Here is a 22,251-nt window from a genome sequence, read left to right as displayed (position 1 = left end):
GATGGCTTCGGCGGTTTCGGCGCTCGACCTGCCGTTCGACGAGGCGATCGCGTTCCTGCGCGAAAAAGCCGCCGTGCCGACGGAGAGCTGGCGCGACGTCTGGGATGCGGCGCATGCCAAGTCGTTCATGGTGGCCGGCGCCAACACAGTGGCGCTCGTCGAGGACTTCCAGGAGGCGATCGCCAAGGCGCTGGAGCAAGGCACCACGCTGGAGACGTTCCGGGGCGATTTCGACGCGATCGTCAAGAAACACGGCTGGAGCTATCGCGGTGAGCGGGGATGGCGGACCCGTACGATCTTCGAGACCAACATGCGCACCGCCTATGCCGCCGGGCGGTACGCGCAGATGACAGCGCCGGACACGCTCTCGGCCTTTCCGTACTGGCAATACAACCATTCCGGCGCGCTCCATCCCCGCCTTGATCACAAGGCCCTCGATGGCCAGGTGTTCGCAGCCGACGACCCCGCCTGGTCGGTGATGTATCCGCCGAACGGCTTCGGCTGCGGCTGTTTCGTGACACCGGTTTCGCGCGCAGAGCTGCGACGCCGCGGCAAGGCCGGCCCGGACACCATGCCCGATCTCGACCAGCTCGGAACCGACCAACCGCGCGGCGTCGATCCGTCCTTTGCGTACAATCCCGGCATGGCCTGGCTGCAGCAGACGGCGCCCGGGCCGGTGGCGGTCAGCGCCAGCGAGGCGACCGTTGCCGCTTTCGTACGATCGGCACTCCGCGGCAAATGGCCGGACGGGAGCTGGACACCGGTCGCCGTCACCTCCAAGGCGCAGGCCGCCCTGCTCGACGTGCCGGCCGGGACGGAGGTGCGTCTGTCGGCCGACACGATCCGCAGTCACGTCAAGCACGCGATCGCCACGCCCGATGCCTATGGCGTGCTGCCCAAGTGGCTGGCCGAGCATGGCGAGCTGATCCAGGACGCAGACGGCCGCTGGTCGATGGTCGGGGAACATGAGGGCCAGGCCTATCTCGCCGCGGTCAAGATCGTGCGGCGGGAGAAGCGCACGGAGATCTATCTCACGTCGCTCAGGCGGACGAACAAGGACCAGTTGAGGCGGCTGAAGGGGAGATGACGCGCCGGGGAGCCGGAAATGCTGATCCCAATCCACCTGAAGGCGGTCCTTCCTGGTCGGCGCGACCCTTCGAATATAGGCCCGGCAGGGCGGAAAGGCAAACATGAGCGGCGCCAGCATCTCGGTCACCGTCAGCGGTCCGGCTCTTGAGGGTTTCCGCCGCCTCGAAGGCGCGATGGAGACCACGACGCCGGTGATGTCGGCGATCGGGACCGGCCTCGTCGGCTCGACACACATGCGGTTCGTGCGGCAGACGGACCCGGACGGCGCAGCGTGGGCGGCGCTCGATCCGGAATACGCGCAAGGCAAGCGCAACACCCGCATCCTCACCGAGAGCGGTCGGCTGCGCGACAGCATCAATTCACGGCCTGGTCCTCGGGAAGTCCGCGTCGGGACCAACGTCATCTATGCCGCGATCCACCAGTTCGGCGGGACGATCAAGCCGAAGAACGCCTCGCATCTCTGGTTTCGCTTCGGCGGCGCGCTCGTCCGGGCCGACAGCGTCACCTTGCCGGCGCGGCCGTACCTCGGTATTAGTGCGGACGACGAGACCATGATCGCGGAGACGATCATCGACTTCCTCGAACGGTACGTCCCCTCCTCACCGTGACCCTCTCTCATGCCCGCCTTGGCGGGCATGAACGCGGCCGCGCCGACATGGCAGTTTCCGGCCATGTCGAATGTTCTCGGAACCCATGTCCTTGCCCTCAACGCCGCCGGCGCCGATGCGCCCGAGTGGCTGCAGCTGTTGCCGGCAGCATCGTTCGTCGGTGCGGACGGCCGTGGCCCCTATGCGGCTCCGGACGCGGCCGCGATCGTCGCCCGCTTTCAGGCGGAGGGACGCCGGCTCCCCGTCGACGAGAACCATTCCATCGACCTCGCCGGCAAGGCCGGTCACCCGTCGCCGGCGCGCGGCTGGATCGTCGAGCTGCAGGCCCGTGCCGACGGCGTGTGGGGCAAGGTCGAGTGGACCGAGGAAGGTCGCAGCCTGGTCGCCGGCAAGTCCTACGGCTTCGTTTCGCCGGTGTTCTTCCACTCGCGCTCGAAACCCCACCGGATCGGCAGCATCGAGCGTGTCGCGCTGACGAACGATCCGAACCTCCCTTTCCTGAAATCACTCCACTCAAAAGAGGATCAAACCATGCTTGAAGAGCTTCGGAAGGCGCTCGGCCTTCCCGAGACGGCGGACGAGGCGGCGGTGATGACCGCCGTCACCGCCGCGCATGCCGCCTCCACCAGCCACGCCGCGCTGATGGCGCGGATCGCCGAGGCGGCCGGGGTCGCGAAGGACGTTGCCGCCGACGACCTGGTCAAGGCTGTCCAGGCACGCGGCGCCTCGCCGACCTCCGAGACCGAGAACGCCGAGCTCAAGGCGCAGGTCGTCTCGCTGCAGTCGCAGATCTCGACGCTCGTGACGTCCACCGCGCGCGAGAAGGCGGAGGCGACCGTCGACCAGGCGATCAAGGACGGCAAGATCGTGCCGGCCCTGCGCGACCACATGATCGCCCGCCACATGAAGGCACCGGCCGAGGTCGAGACGGAGATCCAGCATCTGGTCTCCATCAACGCCGGCGGGCTCGGCGGCCGCAAGCCACCCGAGGGCGGTGATACCGCAACGAGCGACGAGCTCTCCGTTGCCGCCGTGATGGGCGTCGACCCGGAGGCGTTCAAGAAAGAGCACAAGGCTCTCTTCGGAAAGGGGCAGTGACATGGCGGCAAGCGCAGACATCCGTCGCAAGTGGCGCAAAGGGGATAGCTACGGCTACCCGGTCCTCGCCAACGTCCGCATCTTCGGCGGCACCATGGTCGGTGTGACGGCCGCGCTCGCGGCCGTGCCGGCCGGCCATGCGGACGCCGTGGCTCTTGTCGGATTTGCCGAGGAGAGCGTGAACAACGTCGGCGGCGCCACCGGCGACCAGACAGTGACCCTCCGGAAGGGCATCACGCACATTCCGCTTGCCGGAGCGACGCCCGCCAACATCGGCGCGACCGTCTACGCCTCGGCCGACGATACGTTCACCCTGACGGCAGGCTCGCTGCTTGTCGCCGGGACCATCGACGCCATCGACGCGGACGGCGTCTGGCTCAAGACGCGCTGAGGGAGCGAAATGGATATCACGATTGCCAACCTGCGGGGCATCTACACCTCGCTTTCGACGCTCTTCAACACGGCGATGGCGGCGACGCCTTCCTTCTATCAGAAGATCGCAATGACCGTGCCGTCGACGACGTTCGCCAACGAGTACCCGCGCCTCGACGATCTGCCGGGCTTCCGGGAGTGGATCGGCGATCGCATTGCCCATGACGTCGGCGCCACGCTCTACTCGATCCAGAACCGTTCGTTCGAAAAGACGATCGCCATCAGGCGCCGCATGATCGAGGACGATCAGATCGGCATCTTCACCCCGATCGCGGCGCAGTACGGGCAGGACGGCGCCGCCTTCCCGGACACGCTCGTCTGGCCGCTCTTCAAGAAGGGCGAACTCACCAAGTGCTATGACGGCCAGTACTACTTCGACACGGACCACCCCGGCTACAACGAGCAGGGCAACCAGATTTCGGTGTCGAACTACGCGGCAGGCGCGCAGCCGGCCTGGTATCTCGTCGACGATACCCAGGTGGTCAAGCCGATGATCTGGCAGAGCCGTAAGCCGATCAAGCTGACGCAGATGTTCGCCGAGACCGACCCGAACGTCTTCTGGCGTGACGAATACGTCTGGGGCGCCGACACCCGCGGCAATGCCGGCTACGGCCTCTGGCAGATGGCTTACAAGTCGAAGCTGGAGCTCACGGACACGAATTTCTCGGCAGCACGCACGGCAATGCAGAGTATCCGGCGCCGCGACGGCACCATCATGCCGATCCGTCCGACGACGCTGTTCGTGCCTCCGACGCTCGAAGCTCCCGCTCGCAAAATCGTCGAAGCCGCGCTCATCAACGGCGGCGAGACGAACGTCTGGGCGAAGACGGCCAGGGTGGAAGTCATCCCGCATCTCGCGTGATCCCGGGAGGCGGCCGCGCGCCGCCCTACCGCCGCCGGCGCTCCTCCCAGCCGGCGGCGGGTCTTCGGAAAACGGCGGTGCCGCCGCTTTCTCAAGACCCGCAGCGCAACCTGAAGGAAGAAGCTCCCATGTCGAAAATCCAGATCATCTGCTCGTCGCCCGGCATGCGTCGCCATGGCATCGTGCATCCCTCCTCGGCCATCTACGAAGCCGGCCGCTGGACGGAAGACCAGATCGAGGCATTCAAGGCCGACCCGGCATTCACGGTCCTGAAGGTCGCCGAAGCCGGCGTCCAGGTCGAGGGCGCGGACATCGAAGCCGCCGTCGCCGCCCGCGTGAAGATTGCGGTCGATGACCTCCAGGCGCGGTTCGACAAAGCCGTCGAAGACAAGGTTGCGGAGAAGCTCGACGAGGCCACCGACAAGGCCGTGAAGGAGTACCAGGGCAAGCTGCTCGATCTCCAGGCCGAGCTCGGTGCGGCCAACAAGGAGATAACGAAGCTTTCCGCCGAGTTGAAGGCGTCGGCCGCGAAGGCCGGCGCGAAGAAGTAGGAATACCCCGAGAGGGAGGTCTGGTCCGGCTCGCGAGGCCGTCAGCACCCATCGATCCGGAGGCCAGAGGTCCGGTTAGGGGACGTTACGAACGTAGGGGTTCATCCCGCCTCCCGCATTTTCTGAAACAGGAACGTCAATGTACGCCACCGTCGCCGACATGATCGCCCGCTTCGGCGAGACGCAGATCATCCGCCTGTCCCGGCCCGAGGACCGGACGGCGGAGACCGTCGACGTCGCCAAGGTCGAGATCGCGCTTGCCGATGCGACGGGCGTGATCAACGGCTATGTGCGCGGCCGCTATCACGTGCCGATCGCCAGCCCGCCGGAGGAGATCGTCCGCGCCGCGTGCATCCTCGCCCGATACGACCTCGCCCAGGGCGAGCATACGGACCCGTCCGAGGAGATGGGCAAGGGCCGCAAGGACATCATCACCTGGCTGGAGAACATCGCGAAGGAGCTGGTGCATCTCGACCTGCCCGCCGCGGCCCCGGCCGGTCCGGCCGTCGGCTCCGGTCCGCGCATGTCGGACCGCCCGCGCATCTTCACCGACGAAACCTTGCGGGGCTTCTGATGGCGCTCGACCTCGCCCGCCAGCCGATCCGCACCATGGCCCCGAAGATCGTCGAGCGCCTGCGGCTCGCCTTCCCGGAGAAGGACTTCACGATCGAGCGTATCCCGCAGGTGCTGACGCTGAAGGAATTCGAGCGCCTCTCGCGGCTGTCGCCCTTCATCGGTCTTGCCTGGACCGGGTTCAAGCCGGACGGCGACAACAACCGCATCACCAAGGGCGTCATGCTCTGGCGGCTCATTTTGATTTTCAAGGCGTCGAGCTCCCTTGAAACCCGCTTCAAGGGCGATGCGAGGGGCCTCGGCCTCGACGCGATGGTCGACGTGTCGATCGTGCTGATGAACGGCGCGGAGTTTCCGGGCATCGGCACCTCGCATGTCACGCTCGCCAACAGCGTCATCGCCGACGGCTGGACCGACGACGCCCTGGTCATCGCCCAGGTGGATTTCGAGGTCCGCTTCACCTCGACGCCCGCCGTCTACAAGCTCGTGGATCTCGCCGATTTCGCGGCGATCGGCGCGAGCTGGATCGTCAATCCCGCCGTCGAGGGCGCGCCGTCGCCCGCCGACGACATCGACCTTACACAACCCTGAGAGGCCCGAGATGGCGAAGAAAGCCCGCACCCTCAAACCCGGTCCCGGCCGCACCGTCCTCCAGGAGGACGGGACGCCCTGGCCGGCCGATGGCATGGAGGCGCCCGACACGGCCTTCGTGCGCCGCCGGATCAGGGACGAGGACCTTGTCCCCGCAGCCCCGAAACCCGCGCCGAAGGAGGCCAGTGAGAAATGACGTTCACGTTCGACGAAATCCCGGCCGACTGGCTGGCCCCCGGCACCTTCATGGAGGTGAAGCCGAACTACCGCACCGTAGGCGTCCTGCCCTGGCCGGTGCGCAACCTGATCATCGGCCAGAAGCTCGCCGCCGGCACGCTCGCGCCGGGCCAGATCGTCGAGATCACGCGGCCCGAGGAGGCGATCGCGCTCTTCGGCCTCGGCTCGATCGGCGCGGAGATGGTCTCCGCCTTCAGGAAGGCGAACAAGACCCAGCCGCTCTTCGTCACGGCACTGGCCGACGCGGTCGATTCCGTCAAGGCGACCGGCACCTTCACCTTCGCCGGCGCCGTGCCGCAGCCGGTCGTGCTGCGCTTCCGCGTCGGCGGCCGGCAGGTCCGCATCACGGCGGCGCCGGCGGACACGGTGACCCAGCTCGCAACCAAGCTTGCCGCGGCGATCAACGCGGACACGGCCTGCGCCGCCACCGCCGCCTCGGCGCTCGGCGTCGTCACCTGCACGGCGCGTCACGGCGGCGAGGTCGGCAACGACATCGACCTGCGCGTCGACGTCGCCGCCCAGGCGGTGCCCGCCGGCCTGACGGTGACCGTCGCCGCCATGGCGGGCGGGACCGGCAATCCGGACATCGAGGACGCGCTCGATCTGCTGCCGGGCGCCTGGTACACCGACGTCTCCTTCCCGTTCAACGACGCGACCAACGTGCAGGCCTTCGCGGCCTGGGCGATCGGCCGCTTCGCGGCGCTCGCCCGGCTCGACGTGCACGGTTATGTCGCCAAGCGCGCAACCTACGGCCAGGCCGGCACTTTCGGCCAGCTCACCAACTGCCCGTTCCTTTCGGCGTTGGCGCTCAAGGCCTCGCCGACGTCGAGCTGGGAGATCGCGGCGGCGGCACACGGCATCGCCGCCTTCCATCTCACCAACGATCCGGCCCGCCAGCTCCGCTCGCTCGTGCTGCCCGGCGTCGTCGCCCCGGACCCGGCCGACCAGTATTCGGACCTCGAAAGCGAACTCCTGCTGCGCACCGGCGTCACCATGCTCGAATGCCTCGCGGACGGCACGGTGACGATCGGGCGCATGATCACCACCTATCGCAGATCGGCGCTCGACATCGCCGACCGCGCCTGGCTGGACATCATGGTGCCCAAGACCATGAGCCGCATCCGCTACGACTGGCGGGGCTACATGTCGCTCATGTATCCGCGCGCCAAGCTGATCGAGGACGAGCACGAGGCGGCCTTCGCCACTCGCGAGGATGACGACGAGGAGACCGGCAATGCGGTCGCCTCGCCGCGCCGCGTGCACGGCTCCTGGGCGGCGCGTTGCCGGCTCTACGGCGAGCGTGCCTGGATCACCGACGTCGACCGCACCATCAAGGAGAGCGCCTTCGAGGTCGACGCGGACGATCGCAATCGCCTCAACTCGCGCCAGCAGGTCATGATCGTCGGGTCCCTGATGGTCTCGGCCGGCTCGCTCGAATTCCAGGTCTGACCGGCGCCGCCGGCTGAAGGAGAAAGGAAACGTCATGGCTCAGGTATTGGGCATCGTGGACATCGTCTGGCGGGGGCGCAACCTGCCGGTCGAGAAGGGCGCGAAGCTGCGCAAGGGCGGGATGAAGAACAACCCCGTCACCTACGGCCGCAAGGTCGGCCGCGCCCAGGAGTTCCAGGGTTCGCAGGTGACGGCGACCACCAACCTGGAACGCGGCCAGCGTCTCGGCAACCTGCTTTCGCCCGGCGAAGGCGAGCTGCAGGTGCTCTGCGACACCGGGCAGACCTTCGTCATCCCGGACGCGTTCCTCTCCGACGACATCCCCGATGTAACCGGCGGCGAAGGCGGCAAGATCGAGCTCAAGTGGGAAGGCTCGGCGGCAGAGGAGATCGTCGGATGAAGCCGAACACCCACGTCACCATCGACCTCGACGAGGACAAGCCCGGCCGGACGGCAGACACCGACATCGTCGAGGAGGACGCCAAGCTGCCCGCCGGCGACCTCGTCGACCCCGACATCGTGGACGAGGATCTCTATCCGGAGGACCGCCTGCCGGACCGCGCCGTGCGCAACCGCGACGGGTCCGTGACGCTGCCGCTCCTCTATCCGCAGACGATCACGTCGCGCAAGGACGGCAAGATCCGCGAGCGGGAGTATCGCGAGCTGGTCTTCCACCGGCTGACGGGCGCCGACCAGCGGGCGATTGCGGCGGCCGGGGACGCGGACATGGCCGTCGTCGCGATCGGCCAGTCCACCAAGACCAACCTCGCCGTGATGAACAAGCTCTACGACAAGATGGATGCCGCCGACATCACGGCGGCCGGCCAGGTGCTCAACCATTTTTTGGCGAGTGGCCAGAGGACTGGCAAACGCGCCTAGGTGCGATTGCCAGCGCCACCGGCTTCAGCGCGGCCGAGCTCGAAAGCTTCGACATCGACCGCCTGAGCTTCTGGTGGAACTGCGTCATGTCGTGGCGCGCGGAGGAGCTGGAGCTCTCGAAGGGAGACTGACATGGCACGGTCGATGAACCTCGACGTCCTTGTGCGCCTGCGCGACCGGCTGACCGGCCCGCTGCGCCGGCTCACCGGCACGCTCAAGGGGCTCGCGTCCTTTGCCACCAAGATCGGCGTGCTCGGCACGGCCGTCGCCGCCATCTCCTTCATGGGCCCGATCAACGAGGCGGCCGCGTTCCAGCAGAAGCTGATCGACATCGCCGCGACGGCGAATCTGTCGGGCAAGGCCGCCTTCAGCTTCGTGGCGCAGGCACGCTCCGAATACGAGGAACTGGCGCTTTCGATCGGCCAGGTCTCCGACACGATCGCCGCCGGCGCCGGGGAGATGATCGCCGCCGGCCTCGACCGCGCGCTGATCGACCAGTCGATCGGCACGATCGGCAAGGCCGCGACGGCGGCGAACGCCGAATTCTCGGACATGTCCAAGGTCGCGACCTCCATGCTCCAGACGCTGAAGCTTCCCGCCGACCAGCTTAACGATGCGATCGGCGCCCTTGTCGTCTCCGGCAAGGAGGGCGCCTTCGAGCTCAAGGACATGGCGCGCTACTTCCCGACGCTGACCAGCCAGATGGCCAAGTACGGCGTGGTCGGCCGTGAGGCCGTCGACTTCCTCGGCGCCGCGCTGCAGATCGCCCGCAAGGGCACGGCCGACCCGAGCGAGGCCGCCAACAACCTGAAGAACTTCCTGTCGAAGATCGCGGCGCCCGCGACGATCAAGAACTTCAAGGACGCCGGCGTCGACATCCAGGCGGTCATGGCCGACGCGGCGGTGAAGGGCATCAACCCGATCGAGGCCGTCATGCAGAAGATCGTCAAGCTGACGGGCGTGTCCGGCGGCGAAATCGAAAAGCTGATGAAGAAGGCCAAGGCCAACGGCCTGGAAGGGGCCGATGCGCTCGGCTTCGTGCGCGAGCAGCTCGAAGCGATCCACGGCGCCGGCGCCCTCGGCAATCTCTTCTCCGACCAGCAGGTCATGGACTTCCTGATCCCGTTCCTCACCAACGTCGACGAGTACAAGCGCATCAAGGACGAGGTCGCGAAGGCGAGCGGCGCGATCATCGACGAGGACTTCGAAACGCAGATGGCCGGCATGAACCGCCAGCTCATAACGTTCCGGGAGATCGGCACGCAGGCCGCGCGCGAGGTCGGCTTCGGCTTCGGCACGTGGCTGCCGACCATCAACGGCTACCTGATGGACGGGCTCAAGTGGTATCGGGCGTGGAACAAGGAGAGCGGCGGGCTCGGCACCCGCATCGTCGCGCTTGCCGGCGGCGGCGTCATGCTGGCGGCGGCCTTCGGCGCGCTCGGCATCGCTCTGCCGATCATCGGCGCGGGGTTCGCCGCGCTTGCCGCCCTGATCTCGCCGGTCGGGATCGCGCTCGGGCTGATCGCGGCCGCCGGCCTGCACGTCTACCGCAACTGGAACACCTACGGTCCGCGCGTCATGCGGATATGGGATCGCGCAAAGCAGGGTTTCCGCAGCCTGGCCGAGGACATGCGCGCCCGCGGGCGGCGCATCGTCCAGGCCGGCCGGGAGACATGGGAGCGGTACGGGCCGACGGTGCGGCGGGGACTGGCCAGCGCCTGGACGGACGTGAAGGCCGGTCTGAAGAACCTTCGAGGGCTCTTCGAGGGCTTCGGCAGGGGCCTCAACCTGGACGTCGATCTTTCCGGCATCACGATCGACGACGTGAAGATCGGAGCATTCAGGGTGCTGGAGACGGCACTGACGGGGATCGCCGACGCGTGGAACGCGCTGAAGGACTTCGGCTCCGGCTTCGCGCCCTGGCTGGAGAGGATCGGCGAGAACGTCGGCTCCACGTTCAAGTCGATCGGCCGTTTCGCCGATGCGTTCAAGCGGATCGGCGACGCCCTGGACACGATCTACGGCCTCGACAGCGGCAAGGGCACGGGGCTCTTCAAGTTCATCGGCGACCTCGCCGGCGGCTCGATCGCGCTCGCCACCCAGCTCGTCAGCGGCTTCGCCGACGGGCTTGCGAGCGGCGCGGAGGCGCTCGCCGATTTCATCGAGAGCGTCCGCGACGGCAAGCCGGACTGGTCGGCGCTGCTGCCGCAGACGGTCATCGACCTGTGGCGGGACTTCACGGGGCTTATCGACAAGGTGATCGCGCTCCACCGCAATCTCGCCGCCACCGTCGCGGAGGGGATCAAGTGGGAAAGCCTGCTGCCGCAGACGATCATCGACGCCTGGAACAGCTTCGCCGGCGCGATCGAACGGGTGAAGAGCGCGCTCTCCGGCCTGAGGGGCAATGCCGCGCCCGGCGACATGCTGCCCAACGGCGGCACGGCCGGCTCCAGCGAGGACGGCAGTGACCGCGATGCCGCCCATGACGACTATATGGGTGGCCCGCCCAAAATCCCCTTCAAGAAGGCCGCTGCCAACTCCAACACAGCCGCGACGCGGTTCGCCCAGGCCGTTCCGCGCCAGCAGGTCGATGTCGGGGGAACGGTGCGCATCGTCGTCGACGGCCCCGGCAAGGTCGTGAGCACCGAGAGCGACAATCGCAAGGTCGCGATCGCCGCCGGCAATACCGGCCGCAGCGTCGGGAGGGTGTAAGGCGTGTTCGGCGACGACGGCGCGCTTCTTCCCGGCCTGTTGCCCGGCTTCTGGCGGGGCGTCGGGTTCCACGTTCCGGACACGTCGACGGCCGCCGGCCGCCGGATTGCCGAGCAGCTCTTCCCGGGCGTCGACCTGCCCGCCTATGACGACTTCGGGACGGCGCCGGCGATCGTCTCCATCGAGGGCCTGATCGTCGGCGACGACTATGCGGCAAAGGGCGCCGCGCTGATCGCGGCGATGGAGATGCCGGGGCCGGCGACCCTCGTGCATCCGTGGCTCGGGCCGATGACCGTCATGCTGGAGGAGCCCGGGCAGGTCTTCTTCTCCGACCGGGAGCTGCGCGTCACGCGCTTCTCGGTGCAGTTCAAGCGTCTTCCCCTCGGCGGGCTCGGCGGGCTCGGCCGCCTCGCCGGAAGCCTGTCGGCGCTGACCGCCGCCGTCACGTCGATCGGCGCCGTCGTCGGCACGCTCGCCGCCGCCCACGACCGGCGGACGATCTCAGCCGCAAGGCAAAGATCGGTCAACCGCGCCACGCGCATCTTCCGTTCGGCCGCCGCGGCGCTCGCCCCTCCGGCCCGTGCACGGCGGGCGCTGCCCCGTCTGCTGGCGTCGATCCCGACCGTCGCTCCCACGGGCGCGCACGGCTATGACGTGATGGTCTCCTCGGCCGTCGCCATTCTCGCGGCGCCGGCGTTGACGCCGGCCGTCTCTCCCGCAGCGGGCGCCGCCGTCGAGGCATCGCCGTCGCCGCTCGCCCTGATGACGATGGCGCTCGACCTCGGCGAGGCGCTGACGACACAGATCCTCTTGGCGCCGTCGCCGCCGGATGCGGTGCTGCTGGCGGCCGCAAGCGTGCGGGCGCTGGCGGCGGGCGCGGGCCAGTCGATCTACGCCTCCTATGAGAGCCGCCGCGAGGCACTCTCCTACCGCAGCCGGTTCGGGGGGGCGATCGGCAACGTGGTGGCTGCGCTTGAGACGATGAGCGCCTCCGCCTACGCCGGGGAGACCGGCAGCCTGCGCCGCGAGCTCGCCACGCTGCAGGCGGCGATCGCCGCCGACATCAACGAGCGGATCGGCCGTCTCCCCGACGTCCTCTTCATCCGGCCGGACATGCCGGTGGAGGCCTGGCAGGTCGCCCATCATCTCTTCGGCGACGATCCGCAGAGCGTCGAGCCGGCCTTCCGCGACATCGTCCGCCGCAACCGGCCGCGCCATCCCGCCCATATGGACGGGCCAGTCGAGGTGCTCAGATGACCGGCCTCACGGTCTCGATCGGCGGCGGACCGTTCACGGCCTGGACGTCCTGCGAGGTGAGCCGGGACATGGAGGACCTCTCCGGCTCCTTCACGATCGAATTGCGCGATCTCCGGATCAACGCCGCGCTGCCGAACTCGACCTACGCCGCGGCGATCCTCGCGCGGCCGGGCATGGACGCGACGATCTCGGCCGACGGCGCGCCGGTGCTCGTCGGCTATGTCGACAAGGTCAGCACGTCGATCGGCGAGGGCGAGGCGCGCGTCACCATCACCGGACGGGACAAGACCGGCGACCTGGTCGACTGCGATGCGATCGGCGACGGCAAGGTCGCCGAGTTCAAAAACGTGAAGCTCGAAGAGGCCGTGAAGCGCATTTCAAGCCCCTTCGGGCTGTCGGTCAACTGCGAGATCGATACCGGCGAGCCGTTCCAACGCTACTCGATCGACCTTTCGGAGACTGCGCATTCGGCGATCGAGAAGGGCGCACGGTCCCGTCACGCGCTGATCCTGTCGGATGGCATCGGCGGCATCGTAATCACCCGTACCGGCGCGACCCGGGCGCCGGCCGACCTGTCCCTGCCGGGCAACGTGCTCTCGGCTGAAGGCGAGTTCGACCATTCCGGCCGCTATTCCAAGACCATCGTGCGCGGCCAGTCGGAGCGCGCCTCGAAGGAGCGCCGCGCCGCGCCCCTCGATGTCACGGCAGAGCCGGTTTCCGTCGAGGACCGCGAGCCCACGGACGGCTCGGCCACCGAGCGCGAGCGCAAGGGCACGGCCGCCACCGGCATTGCCGAGGACGGCGAGATCACGCGCTACCGGCCCATCACGCATCTCGCCAGGTCGAAGGCCGACCAGATGAGCGCCCGGGACGAGGCCGACTGGCGCATGCGCACGGCCCGCGCCAAGGGCGAGCAGCTCTCCTACACGGTACACGGTTTCGGCGTCGGCGGGCGGCCGTGGCGCATCAACGAGCTGACGACGGTCTCGGACGTCTACAACGGCATCAACCGCGACATGCTGATCTCGCGCGTCGAGATGCGCGAGGACGACGGCGGGCGGACGACCACGCTGACGGTGACCTCGCCGGAGGCCTTCGACAAGGGCAGCACGGGGTCCCGCCGCGCCAACGCACCGTCGCGCGGCACGCGCCGGGCTTCGTCTTCGGGCGCGCTCGACGGAACAGCAGAGAGGCTTTGAGCATGGACAAGGAAACGGCGGACGCCCTGCGCGGCATCGCGCGGCGCGTGACGATCAAGAAGATCAACGATGACGGGGAGATGCAGACGGCCTCCGTCGAGGTCGCCGACGGCATCGTCCGCGAGGACGTCGAGGTGCTCCAGGCTTTCGGGCAGGTGTCGCACGCGCCGGAGGACGGCGGGCTGGCGATCGCATTGTCGCTCGGCGGCGACCAGGGCGACATGGTCATCCTGCCGATAGGCAACCCCTCGACGCGCACCGGCAAGACGGACCCCGGGACGGTCGGCATCGCCAATGCCAAGGGCGACAGGGTCGTGGTCCTGCCGGGCGGCGGGATCGAAGTCGTCGCGGCTGGCTCCATCACGTTCAAGGCCGGCGGTTGCACGCTCACCATGTCCGGCGGCGGCTTCGCCTTTTCCGGCGGCACGATAACCCACGACGGCGTCATCATCGACAAGACCCATGGGCACGTCTCCGCACCCGAGGGGCCGCCCGGTCCACCGGTTGGAGGCTGACGACATGCCCGCCATGGCGGGCATGAACGCTCTTTCGCGCGCGCGATAGGTTGGCCCGCATGTTCTTCGATCTCGCCCTCGTCTTCGACCCCGACACCCGCCGGTGCGATCTCGCGCTCGGCGACGACTGCGACCTCCTGATCGACGAAACACCCGTTACGGCCATGCTGATGTCCGTCGGCCTCGAACGCCGCGCCGCTCCCGACGACGAGCTTCCCGAGGGCCGCTCCGCGTTCCTGGCGCCCGTCAGCTTTTCCGAGCGTCGCGGCTGCCCGGGCGACGCCCTCGACCCGTTCGGAGATCTCACCGGCTGCCGCACCTGGCTGCTCGACCGCGCCAAGGAAACCGAGACGACGCGCCAGCTCTACAGGTTCTGGCTCGACGAGGGGCTCGGCTGGGTGGCGCGCGAAACCGGCACGGCCGCCGAGGTCGAGGTGGAATGGCGGGAGGGCGCGCGCCTCGCCTACCGCGTCCGGATCGCCGACGCCACGCTGTCGCTCTCGCGCAGACTGGACGCCTGACATGGGCTTGATCATCCCCAAAGCCAGGGAACTCGCCGCGCGCTTCGCGGCATCCGTCGAGGACGGGCTCCTCGCCATCCGGCCGGATCTCGACCCGGTGGCCTTGTCGCGCGCCGTCCGCTCGCCGCGCGGCGTCTTCGCCCAGCTCGGCCGGGCCGTCGTCCTGGTCGTCTCCGAGATCCACGAGCATGTCGCCTACTGGGCGCGGCAATATTTCCCCGACACCGCCGAGGACGAGCACGTGCTGCGGCATGCCGGCATATGGGGCATCGATCAGCGTACGCCGGTCGCCGCCATCGGCTCCGTGCTCCTCGAGGGCGACCCCGGCTTCCCGATCCCGGTCTCGACGGAATTTTCCTCCGGCGACGGCGTGCTCTATCGCACCACCGAGGCGGCCGTCATCGGACCCGCTGGAACGGTGACGGTCGCAGCCGTCGCGGTGGAGGCCGGTCCCGAGGGCAACCTGGAGGCCGGCATCCGCCTGACGACAGTCGTGGCCGAGCCGAGGATCGCTCGCGCCTCGGTCGACGGTCCGTTCGTCGGCGGCGTCGGCGAGTGGACCATGGAGGAGCTCGCCGCCGCCACGCTCGCCCATATCCGCCAGCGCCCGCACGGCGGCGCCGCCTTCGACTATCCGACATGGCTTGCCTCCCGGTTTCCCGTCGCCGCCGTCAACGTCGTCGAGGACTGGATCGGCCGCGGCTCGGTCGGCATCGTCGTCATGATGCGGGACGCCGACGGCTCGCCCCGCGTACCGTCCGCAGGCGAGGTCGAGGCCATGCAGGATTTTCTCGGCGCGCCCGGCAGCCAGACCGGCGTGCGCCCCGTCACGGCCCGTGTCGTCGTCGTCGCCGGAGAGATCGTCGAACTGCCGCTGACAGTCCGCGTGCGTCCCGACACGCCGCTCACCCGCGCGGCGGTCAAGGAGGCATGGAAGCGCTTCGTCGCGACGATCGGCGACGCGGAGGACGAGGAGAACGCTGGCCCCATTGGCGCACGCATCGAGAAATCGCGCATCGGCGAAGCGATCTCAGCGGCCGCGGGCGAATATGCGCACGATCTGATCACGCCGGCCGCAACCTACACGCTCGCCCGCACCGAGTATCCGGTGGCCGGCGAGCCGGTTTTCGGAGTTTGACATGGCCCGCGACCTCCGGACGATCAGCCAAAGCCTCATCCGCAAGCTGCCGACCGGCTTTGCGCTCGGCCGCCGCGACGGGGTCCTGGACACGGTGCTTGGCGCGGCCGGCGGTCTCCTGCATGATGCAGAGGGTGCTGCCGAACGGATGATGGACGAGATCGACCCGCGCACGGCAAAGGCTCTCCTACCGGATTTCGAGCGGGTGCTCGGGCCGGACCCCTGCGGCCGGGATCGGCAGACCCTGACGATCGAGCAACGCCAGCGCCTCGCCCACCAGCGCTGGACCGCCCGTGGCGGACAGTCGATCCCCTACATGGTGGAGACAGCCTCCAGGCTCGGCAGCGCCATCACGATCGACGAGTTCTGGCCGTCCAGGGCCGGCAGCATGCGGGCCGGCCAGCGCCTTCGGCCCGAGGGCAGCCAGTTCGTCTGGCGCGTCAACCTGCCCGGTCGCTTCACGCCCGTAAAGTTCCGTGCGGGCGTTGGCCGCGCCGGCCACAGGCTCGGTTCTTCCCTCATCGGTGGGATCGGCTCGGATTTCATTACCGTCACCAAGTTCCGGGCGGGTGTCAGCCGCGCAGGCCACAGGCTCGGCACCTTTGAGCTGTCCCCCATCGAGTGCGAGCTGCGCCGGATCAAGCCCGCGCACACCCACGTCGTCTTTAACTATGGAGCGCCCTGATGGATCGCATCAACGCAGCAGACTGGATCGACCTCGGCGGCGGCCGCCGGGGGTTTCGCGACGAGAACCTCCCGAACGGCATTCTCGGCACCGTCGCGGACGCACTCTGGCTCAACGCCATCCAGGAGGAGCTGGCCTCCATCATCGAGGGTGCGGGCCTGCCGCTATCCAACGCCGACTGGACGCAGCTCGGCAAGGCGCTACAGCGCAGCGCCCTCAATTATGTGGTCGCCGGCGGCACATCGGAGGCCCTCACCGGGGCGCTCACGCCAGCACCCTCCGCAAACACGCCGGGCATGGTCGTGCGCGTACGCACCGGCGCGGTCACCAACAAGGGACCCGTGACGCTCGACCTCGGCGCGGGCGTCCTGCCTGTCCTCAGCATGTATGGAGAGCCGCTCCTTCCCGCGGCGCTGCCGACGGACGGTATTGTCGAGTTGGTCTGCACCGGCACGGCCTGGGTGTTCACCGGCCTGCTCGCTGATGCATCGCCCACGCCGTTGCGCGCCGACACGACGCTCTACGTCCGTACCGACGGCAGCGATCTCAACGACGGCAGCACGGACTCCGCCGCTGCCGCATTCAAGACCATCCAGGCGGCCATCAACTTCGCGCAGCGCCGGTTCGTCGCGGCCGGCTTTGCCGTCAAGATCAAGGTCGGCAGCGGCACCTACGCGGAAAATGTGACCGTCCTCGGCTCGATGCTGCGCGTCATCCTGGAGGGCAATCCCGCGTCTCCTGCGCTGTGCGCCATCAACGGCACGGTCTATGCCACCCGCGGCGGATCGTTATATATAGACGGATTTCAGATCAACGCGGCCGGCAACAATGACTGCCTCGCCGCATCCGACCGGGCCGGCATCGAATTCGCCAACCTCCGCTTCGGGACGGCCGTCCGGGCACACATCTACTGCATCAACCTGAGCACCGTCTGGGCGCGATCCAATTACCAGATCGTCGGCGCGGCTCCGTTGCATCTCAGCGCGAGCGCCTACGGCCTGCTGTCCATCCTCGACGTCAATGTGGGCATCAATGCCGGCCTGACATTCTCGAATTGTTTCGCATTCGCGAACAACGGCACGATCATGTCATCCGGCTGCACCTTCGCCGGCACCTCCGGCGTCCGTTATCGCACTGCACTCAACGGCCTGATCTACACCGCCGGCTCCGGCGAAAACTATTTTCCGGGCAATGCAGCCGGCGTCGTCACCACAGCGGGGAATTACATATGATGACCTACAATCCGCGAGACTGGTACTGGCTGGCCGACGACGGCCGGCTCTATTCGTCGGCCGCGCAGGCGCTGCTCGATTCCGATGAACCCGCGTATATGGAGTGGTCGCAAGAGCACCGTCCGACGCGCTGGCCTATCGACGGGGAAGGCGAGCAGACGGATGCAGCGCTCACCGAGGTGCTCGCGCCCTATGGGCTCTCGCTCTGGGCACCTGGCCTTGATGAGGTCAAGGCGCAGTTGCGCCGCACGATCGATGAGGCGGCCGAACGGGAGCGCCTCAAATACATCACACCCGGCGCCGGCCAGGCGATGACCTACGCGGAAAAAGCCGCGCAGGCACGTCAGTGCCTCGCCGCCGAGGATCCGCAGCCGGAGCATTATCCGCTGCTCGCCGGCGAGATCGGCATCACCGCGGAGACGCTGACCGGCGTCGCGGAGGTCGTTTCCGCCGCCTACGGGCAGTGGCTCGTCGTCGGCGCACTGATCGAGGCGGCTAGGCTCGGTGCGAAAGCGGCCGTGGAAGCGGCGACGACGGCCGAGGAAGCGAAGGCCGCAGCTGTTGTGCCTTGGCCATCGCAATAAGCTGCCGCGTCGATACGATGCTGACAGCAAGCTCGCGATTGCCCCTCTCAATCGTTGTTATCTTCGGCGAGCTCCTTGAGCAGCTCAAGAGCCATTGCCCTCACCTCGTCGGGATCATATTCATCCGCATGATCGTTGTCGTGTAGGTTACGGATTTTTAGATCGCCGACGTCTTTCTTATCCTTGTACGGATAGGTAGATATTTTAGTTCCGCTGGGCAGATGGATAACGCAGACGGAACTCTCGACCTTAAAATGATCACGGATAACTTTGGCCATGTTTTCCTCCTCCAGAAGGGGCGTACCTTATCATGAGCCTGGAGAGACATATAAGGGAGGAAGTACCGGGAAACCGCATTTCAACTCCGACACGCGAATTCGTGTCTAGCCACAGACACAAAGGGAGTGCCCCGTGCGAGACGACCTTGCCGAACATCTTTACATCCGGATGCTGACCGCGCCCAGGACCCTCATCAGGGCGTACGGCGGCACGAGCACGTCGCGAAGGCGCGAACCGTCATCCGGCCTGATGATCGCGGAGCGCCTCGCTGATACCCTCCTCAAGATTTGGATAGTCGCCGATCGAGATGGCGAGCGGGTGACGAAGCCCTGCTTCGTTCCTTGGTTGGCCGACGTCCTCAATGGCATGCCGGACGATCTTAGCAAGGACTTCGCAGGCAAAGACGGCGAGGCGTCCCGGAGGGCGGGGAAGGAGATAGGTCTGCGGGCGGCCGACGCCATCATTGAGCGGTATCAAGTGTCGCGGGAAATCAGGACACCCGGACATCTTCTCGGGCATTAGGCTACTCGATGGCCAGCGAGTGATTTTGACACCCCGATCGGAAAAACGAAAATTCCGATTTCTCGTGTCAAAATTCCGAAATTTCGCGGCAAGCTACATTCATAAAGCCCGCAGACATCTAGTTTATAAGGAAGCTTATGGTAGCGGAGGAGGGATTCGAACCCCCGACACAAGGATTATGATTCCTCTGCTCTAACCTACTGAGCTACTCCGCCGCCGGGCTGGACGGTTCGAGAACGTCGCCGTTCGCCGTCCGGGTGGGCGGCTTATAGGATGGCGGTCGGAGGGGTGTCAAGCGACGTTTCGCACAAAAATCGCGCCTCCGCAGGCGCCTCCGGCGCCGGGCTTCAGGCGGCGGCGGGCGCGGCGAGGATGCGCTTCAGGGCCGCTTCGGCAGCCGGCTCGCGCTCCGAGCGCAGGATGAAGCCGCCGCCGTAGATGCGGGCGTCCTCGCCCTCGCCGGAATAGAGCGCGCAGGCCTGGCCGGGGGCGACGCCGGGCTCGCCCTCGGCGAGCTCGACATAGAGGCCGCCGTGGCCGGACAGCAGGCGCGCGGGGCGCGGCGGGCGCGTCGAGCGCACCTTGGCGTAGCAGTCGAAGCCCTGCTCGGCCGCCGCCTCGATGGCGCCGTCGCCGAGCCAGTTGACGTCGCGCAGATAAAGGCGGCGCGTCTCCAGCGCCTCCTTCGGGCCGACGATCACCCGGCGCGAGCGCGCGTCGAGATAGACGACGTAGAGCGGCTCGCCGGTGGCGATGCCGATGCCGCGGCGCTGGCCGATCGTGTAGTGCAGGATGCCCTCGTGCCGGCCGAGCAAGCGCCCGTCGATATGGACGATGTCGCCGGAAAGGGCCGCGTTCGGCTTCAGCTTGCTGACGATGTCGGAATACTTACCCTGCGGCACGAAGCAGATGTCCTGGCTGTCCGCCTTCTTCGCGACGACGAGGCCCATCTCCTCGGCAAGCGCCCGCGTCTCGGCCTTGGAGAGATGGCCGAGGGGAAAGCGCAGGTAGTCGATCTGCTCCTGCGTGGTGGCGAAGAGGAAGTAGCTCTGGTCGCGCTCCGCGTCGACGGGCCGGTAGAGCGCGCGGCGATGCGGCGCGTCCGGCGTCGGGTTCGGGCGCGAGCGGATGTAGTGGCCGGTGGCGAGCGCGTCGGCGCCGAGCTCCCTAGCGGTCGCCAGCAGGTCGGCGAACTTGACGGTCTGGTTGCAGGCCACGCAGGGGATCGGCGTCTCGCCGGCGACGTAGCTCTCGGCGAAGGGATTGATCACCGTCTCGCGGAACCGCTTCTCGTAGTCGAGCACGTAGTGCGGGATGCCGAGCGTCTCGCAGACGCGGCGGGCGTCGTCGATGTCCTGCCCCGCGCAGCAGGAGCCGGCCCGGTGCACGGCGGCGCCGTGGTCGTAGAGCTGCAGCGTGATGCCGAGGACGTCGTAGCCCTCGCGTTTCAGGATCCCGGCCACGACGGAACTGTCGACGCCGCCCGACATGGCGACGACGACGCGCGTATCTTCTGGCTTCCGGTCGAAATCGAGACTGTTCACGCGGGGTCCGTTCCGGCGCCGCCCGCCGCCGTCACGGGCGGTCGCACGGGCACCTTTTCGCTGGGGCCGCAAGCGGCCGCGGCGCCTGCTGGCGCCTTCGGGGCGACATATAGAAACTTGCCGCCCCGAGGGCAAGAGAAGGCCGGAAGCCTCGATCTTCCGGCGGCACGGAACGCGCCGCCCTCCCGGTCCGCCTGGAAGGGAAACGGCTCCGCGCGATCGGGAAGGATCAGATCAGCTTCAGCCGCAGCGCACAGGCGATCGCCTGCATGCGGTTGACCGCCTGCAGCTTGCGCGTCGCGCTCTTGAAATAGCTGCTCACCGTGTAGGCCGAGATGCCGAGGATGATGCCGATCTCGTCGCTGCTCTTGCCGGCCGCCGCCCAGCGCAGGCACTCGATCTCGCGGCTGGAGAGCTTCTCGCGGCTGGCCGTGCCGGTGGAGAAGGTCTTCTCCAGGCATTCGAAGAGCTGGACCGAGGTATAGTAGAGGTCGGCAAGCTCAGGCCGCTCCAGCGGCGGGCGCGTTCCGGCGAAGACCATCAGGTAGGGATCGGCCGCCGTCGAATGCAGCAGGAAGGCGGTGAAGCGGTCGAGGCCGTAGCCGTCGGCAAGGGCTATTGCCGCACGTACCTCTTCGCCGCCGCCATCGGCCGGTGCAAGCAGCGCGGTGCCGCCATGCACCGGCAGCTTCGTCGCGCCGGCCTCCAGCGCGAGCCGGCTGAGATGGAAGATCTCCGCCGAATCATATTTGCGCACGAGGTCGGCCGGCCAGTTGCTGACGAGGAGCCGCTCGGAAAAGCGATGCTGCCCGCTGCCCGGGTGGCGCGAGACGAGAAAATGGCTGAAGTTGAAATGGGCGGCGCAGCGGCGCATGAGGTGGAGCACCTCATATTCGGTCTGCACGGCTTCGATATTGGCTGTAGTCAGGACGTCCGGCGACCAGCCCTGCTGCATGAGCATCTTGTCTGGGTCTCTCATTTTCCGTTTCCAACAGCCGGCGCGGCGCGCCGGCGCATGTGCATTCCCGGTCCGGAAAATTTCAGGAGCACCCGTACGGAATCGACAACGTCAAAAACACCGCCTACGCCATTCCCCTCTTTTGGAAAACGGCGTATCGGGCACGAACTTGTGGATGCGTCCTGGAGGCTTCCGGTGGCATCGAACCGATGCCGGCCTCCGATTTTGCGCTGCTCCTATCAGAGTTCGACTAAAATTGGAACCGTTTATTTCTGCGCGCCGTCAATAATGCGCCGGAACGCGGGAAAGCCGGGGCTTGGCGCGCCGGGCCGCGGGGAGCGAAGCTGCTCAAATGATTAGAAAATTGTTACGCCGGGCTTAGGCAAATCTTAAATGTGGCGGGCTAGAGTGCCGGCATATGGTCTTGAGTTTATGTAGAGAGTCCAATGACCGACCTGATACGACCCCGCGTGAAATACGTCATCGGCCCCGATGGCAGCCCCCTGACGATCGCCGACCTGCCGCCCGCCAACACGCGGCGCTGGGTGATCAGACGGAAGGCGGAAGTCGTCGCCGCCGTGCGCGGCGGTCTGCTCAGCCTGGAGGAGGCCTGCGAGCGCTACACGCTGACGGTCGAGGAATTCCTCTCCTGGCAGTCCTCCATCAACGACCACGGCCTTGCCGGCCTGCGCACCACGCGCATCCAGCAGTACCGCCACTGACAGCTTCGTTATCC

Annotated in this window: 26 protein-coding genes and 1 tRNA gene; 23 read left to right on the top strand and 4 right to left on the bottom strand. The window is 67.4% G+C overall.

The annotated features are described in order from the left end of the window. The first annotated feature begins 1 nt into the window (after window position 1). The 21 genes from NNZ72_RS19410 (at window position 2) to NNZ72_RS19310 (ending at window position 18,212) form a co-directional block, all read left to right on the top strand. Window positions 2-1,087 (top strand): phage head morphogenesis protein, encoded by a 1,086-nt coding sequence (locus tag NNZ72_RS19410; RefSeq protein WP_257317194.1) that lies wholly within the window; start codon window positions 2-4, stop codon window positions 1,085-1,087. Window positions 1,088-1,190: 103 nt separating this feature from the next. Further along, the gene (locus tag NNZ72_RS19405) at window positions 1,191-1,697 is read left to right on the top strand and encodes a phage virion morphogenesis protein (protein ID WP_257317193.1); all 507 of its coding nucleotides are present in this window, start codon (window positions 1,191-1,193) and stop codon (window positions 1,695-1,697) included. A gap of 63 nt (window positions 1,698-1,760) precedes the next feature. Then, window positions 1,761-2,795, top strand: coding sequence for a phage protease (locus NNZ72_RS19400; protein ID WP_257317192.1), 1,035 nt, complete (start codon window positions 1,761-1,763; stop codon window positions 2,793-2,795). 1 nt (window position 2,796) lies between these two features. Next, window positions 2,797-3,186 carry a hypothetical protein gene (locus NNZ72_RS19395; RefSeq protein WP_257317191.1) on the top strand — a complete coding sequence of 130 codons (390 nt, stop codon included), beginning with the start codon at window positions 2,797-2,799 and terminating at the stop codon, window positions 3,184-3,186. A gap of 9 nt (window positions 3,187-3,195) precedes the next feature. Continuing rightward, window positions 3,196-4,089, top strand: a complete 894-nt coding sequence (locus tag NNZ72_RS19390) for a Mu-like prophage major head subunit gpT family protein (protein ID WP_257317190.1) — start codon at window positions 3,196-3,198, stop codon at window positions 4,087-4,089. A 77-nt stretch (window positions 4,090-4,166) separates the two neighbouring features. After that, the gene (locus tag NNZ72_RS19385; protein ID WP_257317189.1) at window positions 4,167-4,640 is read left to right on the top strand and encodes an HI1506-related protein; all 474 of its coding nucleotides are present in this window, start codon (window positions 4,167-4,169) and stop codon (window positions 4,638-4,640) included. A 139-nt stretch (window positions 4,641-4,779) separates the two neighbouring features. Continuing rightward, the gene (locus tag NNZ72_RS19380) at window positions 4,780-5,214 is read left to right on the top strand and encodes a gp436 family protein (protein ID WP_257317188.1); all 435 of its coding nucleotides are present in this window, start codon (window positions 4,780-4,782) and stop codon (window positions 5,212-5,214) included. Beyond that, the gene (locus tag NNZ72_RS19375; protein ID WP_257317187.1) at window positions 5,214-5,804 is read left to right on the top strand and encodes a hypothetical protein; all 591 of its coding nucleotides are present in this window, start codon (window positions 5,214-5,216) and stop codon (window positions 5,802-5,804) included. Before NNZ72_RS19380 ends, NNZ72_RS19375 begins: the two co-directional genes overlap by 1 nt. A gap of 10 nt (window positions 5,805-5,814) precedes the next feature. Next, the gene (locus tag NNZ72_RS19370; RefSeq protein ID WP_257317186.1) at window positions 5,815-6,000 is read left to right on the top strand and encodes a DUF2635 domain-containing protein; all 186 of its coding nucleotides are present in this window, start codon (window positions 5,815-5,817) and stop codon (window positions 5,998-6,000) included. Beyond that, entirely contained in the window at window positions 5,997-7,490 is a 1,494-nt protein-coding gene (locus tag NNZ72_RS19365; RefSeq protein ID WP_257317184.1) for a phage tail sheath subtilisin-like domain-containing protein, read from the top strand. The genes NNZ72_RS19370 and NNZ72_RS19365 overlap by 4 nt, the downstream gene beginning before the upstream one ends. A 34-nt stretch (window positions 7,491-7,524) precedes the next feature. Then, entirely contained in the window at window positions 7,525-7,890 is a 366-nt protein-coding gene (locus NNZ72_RS19360) for a phage tail tube protein (protein WP_257317183.1), read from the top strand. Continuing rightward, window positions 7,887-8,369, top strand: coding sequence for a hypothetical protein (locus tag NNZ72_RS19355; RefSeq protein ID WP_257317182.1), 483 nt, complete (start codon window positions 7,887-7,889; stop codon window positions 8,367-8,369). Before NNZ72_RS19360 ends, NNZ72_RS19355 begins: the two co-directional genes overlap by 4 nt. Before the next feature lie 132 nt (window positions 8,370-8,501). Further along, window positions 8,502-11,081, top strand: coding sequence for a phage tail tape measure protein (locus NNZ72_RS19350; protein ID WP_257317181.1), 2,580 nt, complete (start codon window positions 8,502-8,504; stop codon window positions 11,079-11,081). Window positions 11,082-11,084: 3 nt separating this feature from the next. Further along, window positions 11,085-12,338 (top strand): DNA circularization N-terminal domain-containing protein, encoded by a 1,254-nt coding sequence (locus NNZ72_RS19345; protein ID WP_257317180.1) that lies wholly within the window; start codon window positions 11,085-11,087, stop codon window positions 12,336-12,338. Continuing rightward, window positions 12,335-13,537 carry a phage baseplate assembly protein gene (locus NNZ72_RS19340; protein ID WP_257317179.1) on the top strand — a complete coding sequence of 401 codons (1,203 nt, stop codon included), beginning with the start codon at window positions 12,335-12,337 and terminating at the stop codon, window positions 13,535-13,537. The genes NNZ72_RS19345 and NNZ72_RS19340 overlap by 4 nt, the downstream gene beginning before the upstream one ends. A 2-nt stretch (window positions 13,538-13,539) precedes the next feature. After that, entirely contained in the window at window positions 13,540-14,052 is a 513-nt protein-coding gene (locus NNZ72_RS19335) for a phage baseplate assembly protein (protein ID WP_257317177.1), read from the top strand. Between the two features lie 59 nt (window positions 14,053-14,111). Beyond that, on the top strand, window positions 14,112-14,573 hold the full coding sequence (locus tag NNZ72_RS19330) for a phage GP46 family protein (protein WP_257317176.1): 462 nt from the start codon (window positions 14,112-14,114) through the stop codon (window positions 14,571-14,573). A gap of 1 nt (window position 14,574) precedes the next feature. Next, window positions 14,575-15,711: a baseplate J/gp47 family protein gene (locus tag NNZ72_RS19325; protein ID WP_257317175.1), complete on the top strand. Its 1,137-nt coding sequence runs from the start codon at window positions 14,575-14,577 to the stop codon at window positions 15,709-15,711. Between the two features lies 1 nt (window position 15,712). Beyond that, window positions 15,713-16,396: a YmfQ family protein gene (locus NNZ72_RS19320; protein WP_257317174.1), complete on the top strand. Its 684-nt coding sequence runs from the start codon at window positions 15,713-15,715 to the stop codon at window positions 16,394-16,396. Then, on the top strand, window positions 16,396-17,628 hold the full coding sequence (locus tag NNZ72_RS19315; protein WP_257317173.1) for a pectinesterase: 1,233 nt from the start codon (window positions 16,396-16,398) through the stop codon (window positions 17,626-17,628). Before NNZ72_RS19320 ends, NNZ72_RS19315 begins: the two co-directional genes overlap by 1 nt. Continuing rightward, the gene (locus tag NNZ72_RS19310; protein ID WP_257317172.1) at window positions 17,625-18,212 is read left to right on the top strand and encodes a hypothetical protein; all 588 of its coding nucleotides are present in this window, start codon (window positions 17,625-17,627) and stop codon (window positions 18,210-18,212) included. Before NNZ72_RS19315 ends, NNZ72_RS19310 begins: the two co-directional genes overlap by 4 nt. Before the next feature lie 47 nt (window positions 18,213-18,259). Here NNZ72_RS19310 and NNZ72_RS19305 read toward each other — a convergent pair whose 3' ends face one another. Then, on the bottom strand, window positions 18,260-18,490 hold the full coding sequence (locus tag NNZ72_RS19305) for a hypothetical protein (RefSeq protein WP_257317171.1): 231 nt from the start codon (window positions 18,488-18,490) through the stop codon (window positions 18,260-18,262). A 133-nt stretch (window positions 18,491-18,623) separates the two neighbouring features. Between NNZ72_RS19305 and NNZ72_RS19300 the strand changes: the two genes are divergently transcribed. After that, complete coding sequence (locus NNZ72_RS19300; RefSeq protein WP_257317170.1) at window positions 18,624-19,013, top strand: hypothetical protein; 390 nt, start codon at window positions 18,624-18,626, stop codon at window positions 19,011-19,013. Window positions 19,014-19,151: 138 nt separating this feature from the next. On the opposite strand, the gene NNZ72_RS19295 is transcribed toward NNZ72_RS19300, so the two are convergent. From NNZ72_RS19295 to NNZ72_RS19285, 3 genes are all read right to left on the bottom strand, one after another. Continuing rightward, window positions 19,152-19,228: transfer RNA gene (locus NNZ72_RS19295), tRNA-Met, on the bottom strand. A gap of 132 nt (window positions 19,229-19,360) precedes the next feature. Then, window positions 19,361-20,557, bottom strand: coding sequence for a tRNA 2-thiouridine(34) synthase MnmA (gene mnmA / locus NNZ72_RS19290; protein WP_257317169.1), 1,197 nt, complete (start codon window positions 20,555-20,557; stop codon window positions 19,361-19,363). 229 nt (window positions 20,558-20,786) lie between these two features. Next, window positions 20,787-21,536: a helix-turn-helix transcriptional regulator gene (locus tag NNZ72_RS19285; RefSeq protein WP_257317168.1), complete on the bottom strand. Its 750-nt coding sequence runs from the start codon at window positions 21,534-21,536 to the stop codon at window positions 20,787-20,789. Between the two features lie 425 nt (window positions 21,537-21,961). Here NNZ72_RS19285 and sciP point away from each other — a divergent pair, with 425 nt between their 5' ends. Next, window positions 21,962-22,237: a CtrA inhibitor SciP gene (gene sciP, locus NNZ72_RS19280; RefSeq protein ID WP_023515011.1), complete on the top strand. Its 276-nt coding sequence runs from the start codon at window positions 21,962-21,964 to the stop codon at window positions 22,235-22,237. The last annotated feature ends 14 nt before the right edge of the window (window positions 22,238-22,251 follow it).

Source organism: Shinella pollutisoli, assembly GCF_024609765.1.
GTDB classification, from domain to species: domain Bacteria; phylum Pseudomonadota; class Alphaproteobacteria; order Rhizobiales; family Rhizobiaceae; genus Shinella; species Shinella pollutisoli.
The sequence above is the reverse complement of the archived record's forward strand: the minus strand, read 5'-3'. Positions and strand labels throughout refer to the sequence as shown.

Coding starts and splice junctions, on each gene's coding strand:
- NNZ72_RS19410 (WP_257317194.1), top strand. CDS start 2: ATGGCTTCGGCGGTTTCGGCGCTCGACCTGCCGTTCGACGAGGCGATC.
- NNZ72_RS19405 (WP_257317193.1), top strand. CDS start 1,191: ATGAGCGGCGCCAGCATCTCGGTCACCGTCAGCGGTCCGGCTCTTGAG.
- NNZ72_RS19400 (WP_257317192.1), top strand. CDS start 1,761: ATGTCGAATGTTCTCGGAACCCATGTCCTTGCCCTCAACGCCGCCGGC.
- NNZ72_RS19395 (WP_257317191.1), top strand. CDS start 2,797: ATGGCGGCAAGCGCAGACATCCGTCGCAAGTGGCGCAAAGGGGATAGC.
- NNZ72_RS19390 (WP_257317190.1), top strand. CDS start 3,196: ATGGATATCACGATTGCCAACCTGCGGGGCATCTACACCTCGCTTTCG.
- NNZ72_RS19380 (WP_257317188.1), top strand. CDS start 4,780: ATGTACGCCACCGTCGCCGACATGATCGCCCGCTTCGGCGAGACGCAG.
- NNZ72_RS19375 (WP_257317187.1), top strand. CDS start 5,214: ATGGCGCTCGACCTCGCCCGCCAGCCGATCCGCACCATGGCCCCGAAG.
- NNZ72_RS19370 (WP_257317186.1), top strand. CDS start 5,815: ATGGCGAAGAAAGCCCGCACCCTCAAACCCGGTCCCGGCCGCACCGTC.
- NNZ72_RS19365 (WP_257317184.1), top strand. CDS start 5,997: ATGACGTTCACGTTCGACGAAATCCCGGCCGACTGGCTGGCCCCCGGC.
- NNZ72_RS19360 (WP_257317183.1), top strand. CDS start 7,525: ATGGCTCAGGTATTGGGCATCGTGGACATCGTCTGGCGGGGGCGCAAC.
- NNZ72_RS19355 (WP_257317182.1), top strand. CDS start 7,887: ATGAAGCCGAACACCCACGTCACCATCGACCTCGACGAGGACAAGCCC.
- NNZ72_RS19350 (WP_257317181.1), top strand. CDS start 8,502: ATGGCACGGTCGATGAACCTCGACGTCCTTGTGCGCCTGCGCGACCGG.
- NNZ72_RS19340 (WP_257317179.1), top strand. CDS start 12,335: ATGACCGGCCTCACGGTCTCGATCGGCGGCGGACCGTTCACGGCCTGG.
- NNZ72_RS19335 (WP_257317177.1), top strand. CDS start 13,540: ATGGACAAGGAAACGGCGGACGCCCTGCGCGGCATCGCGCGGCGCGTG.
- NNZ72_RS19330 (WP_257317176.1), top strand. CDS start 14,112: ATGTTCTTCGATCTCGCCCTCGTCTTCGACCCCGACACCCGCCGGTGC.
- NNZ72_RS19325 (WP_257317175.1), top strand. CDS start 14,575: ATGGGCTTGATCATCCCCAAAGCCAGGGAACTCGCCGCGCGCTTCGCG.
- NNZ72_RS19320 (WP_257317174.1), top strand. CDS start 15,713: ATGGCCCGCGACCTCCGGACGATCAGCCAAAGCCTCATCCGCAAGCTG.
- NNZ72_RS19315 (WP_257317173.1), top strand. CDS start 16,396: ATGGATCGCATCAACGCAGCAGACTGGATCGACCTCGGCGGCGGCCGC.
- NNZ72_RS19310 (WP_257317172.1), top strand. CDS start 17,625: ATGATGACCTACAATCCGCGAGACTGGTACTGGCTGGCCGACGACGGC.
- NNZ72_RS19305 (WP_257317171.1), bottom strand. CDS start 18,490: ATGGCCAAAGTTATCCGTGATCATTTTAAGGTCGAGAGTTCCGTCTGC.
- NNZ72_RS19285 (WP_257317168.1), bottom strand. CDS start 21,536: ATGAGAGACCCAGACAAGATGCTCATGCAGCAGGGCTGGTCGCCGGAC.
- sciP (WP_023515011.1), top strand. CDS start 21,962: ATGACCGACCTGATACGACCCCGCGTGAAATACGTCATCGGCCCCGAT.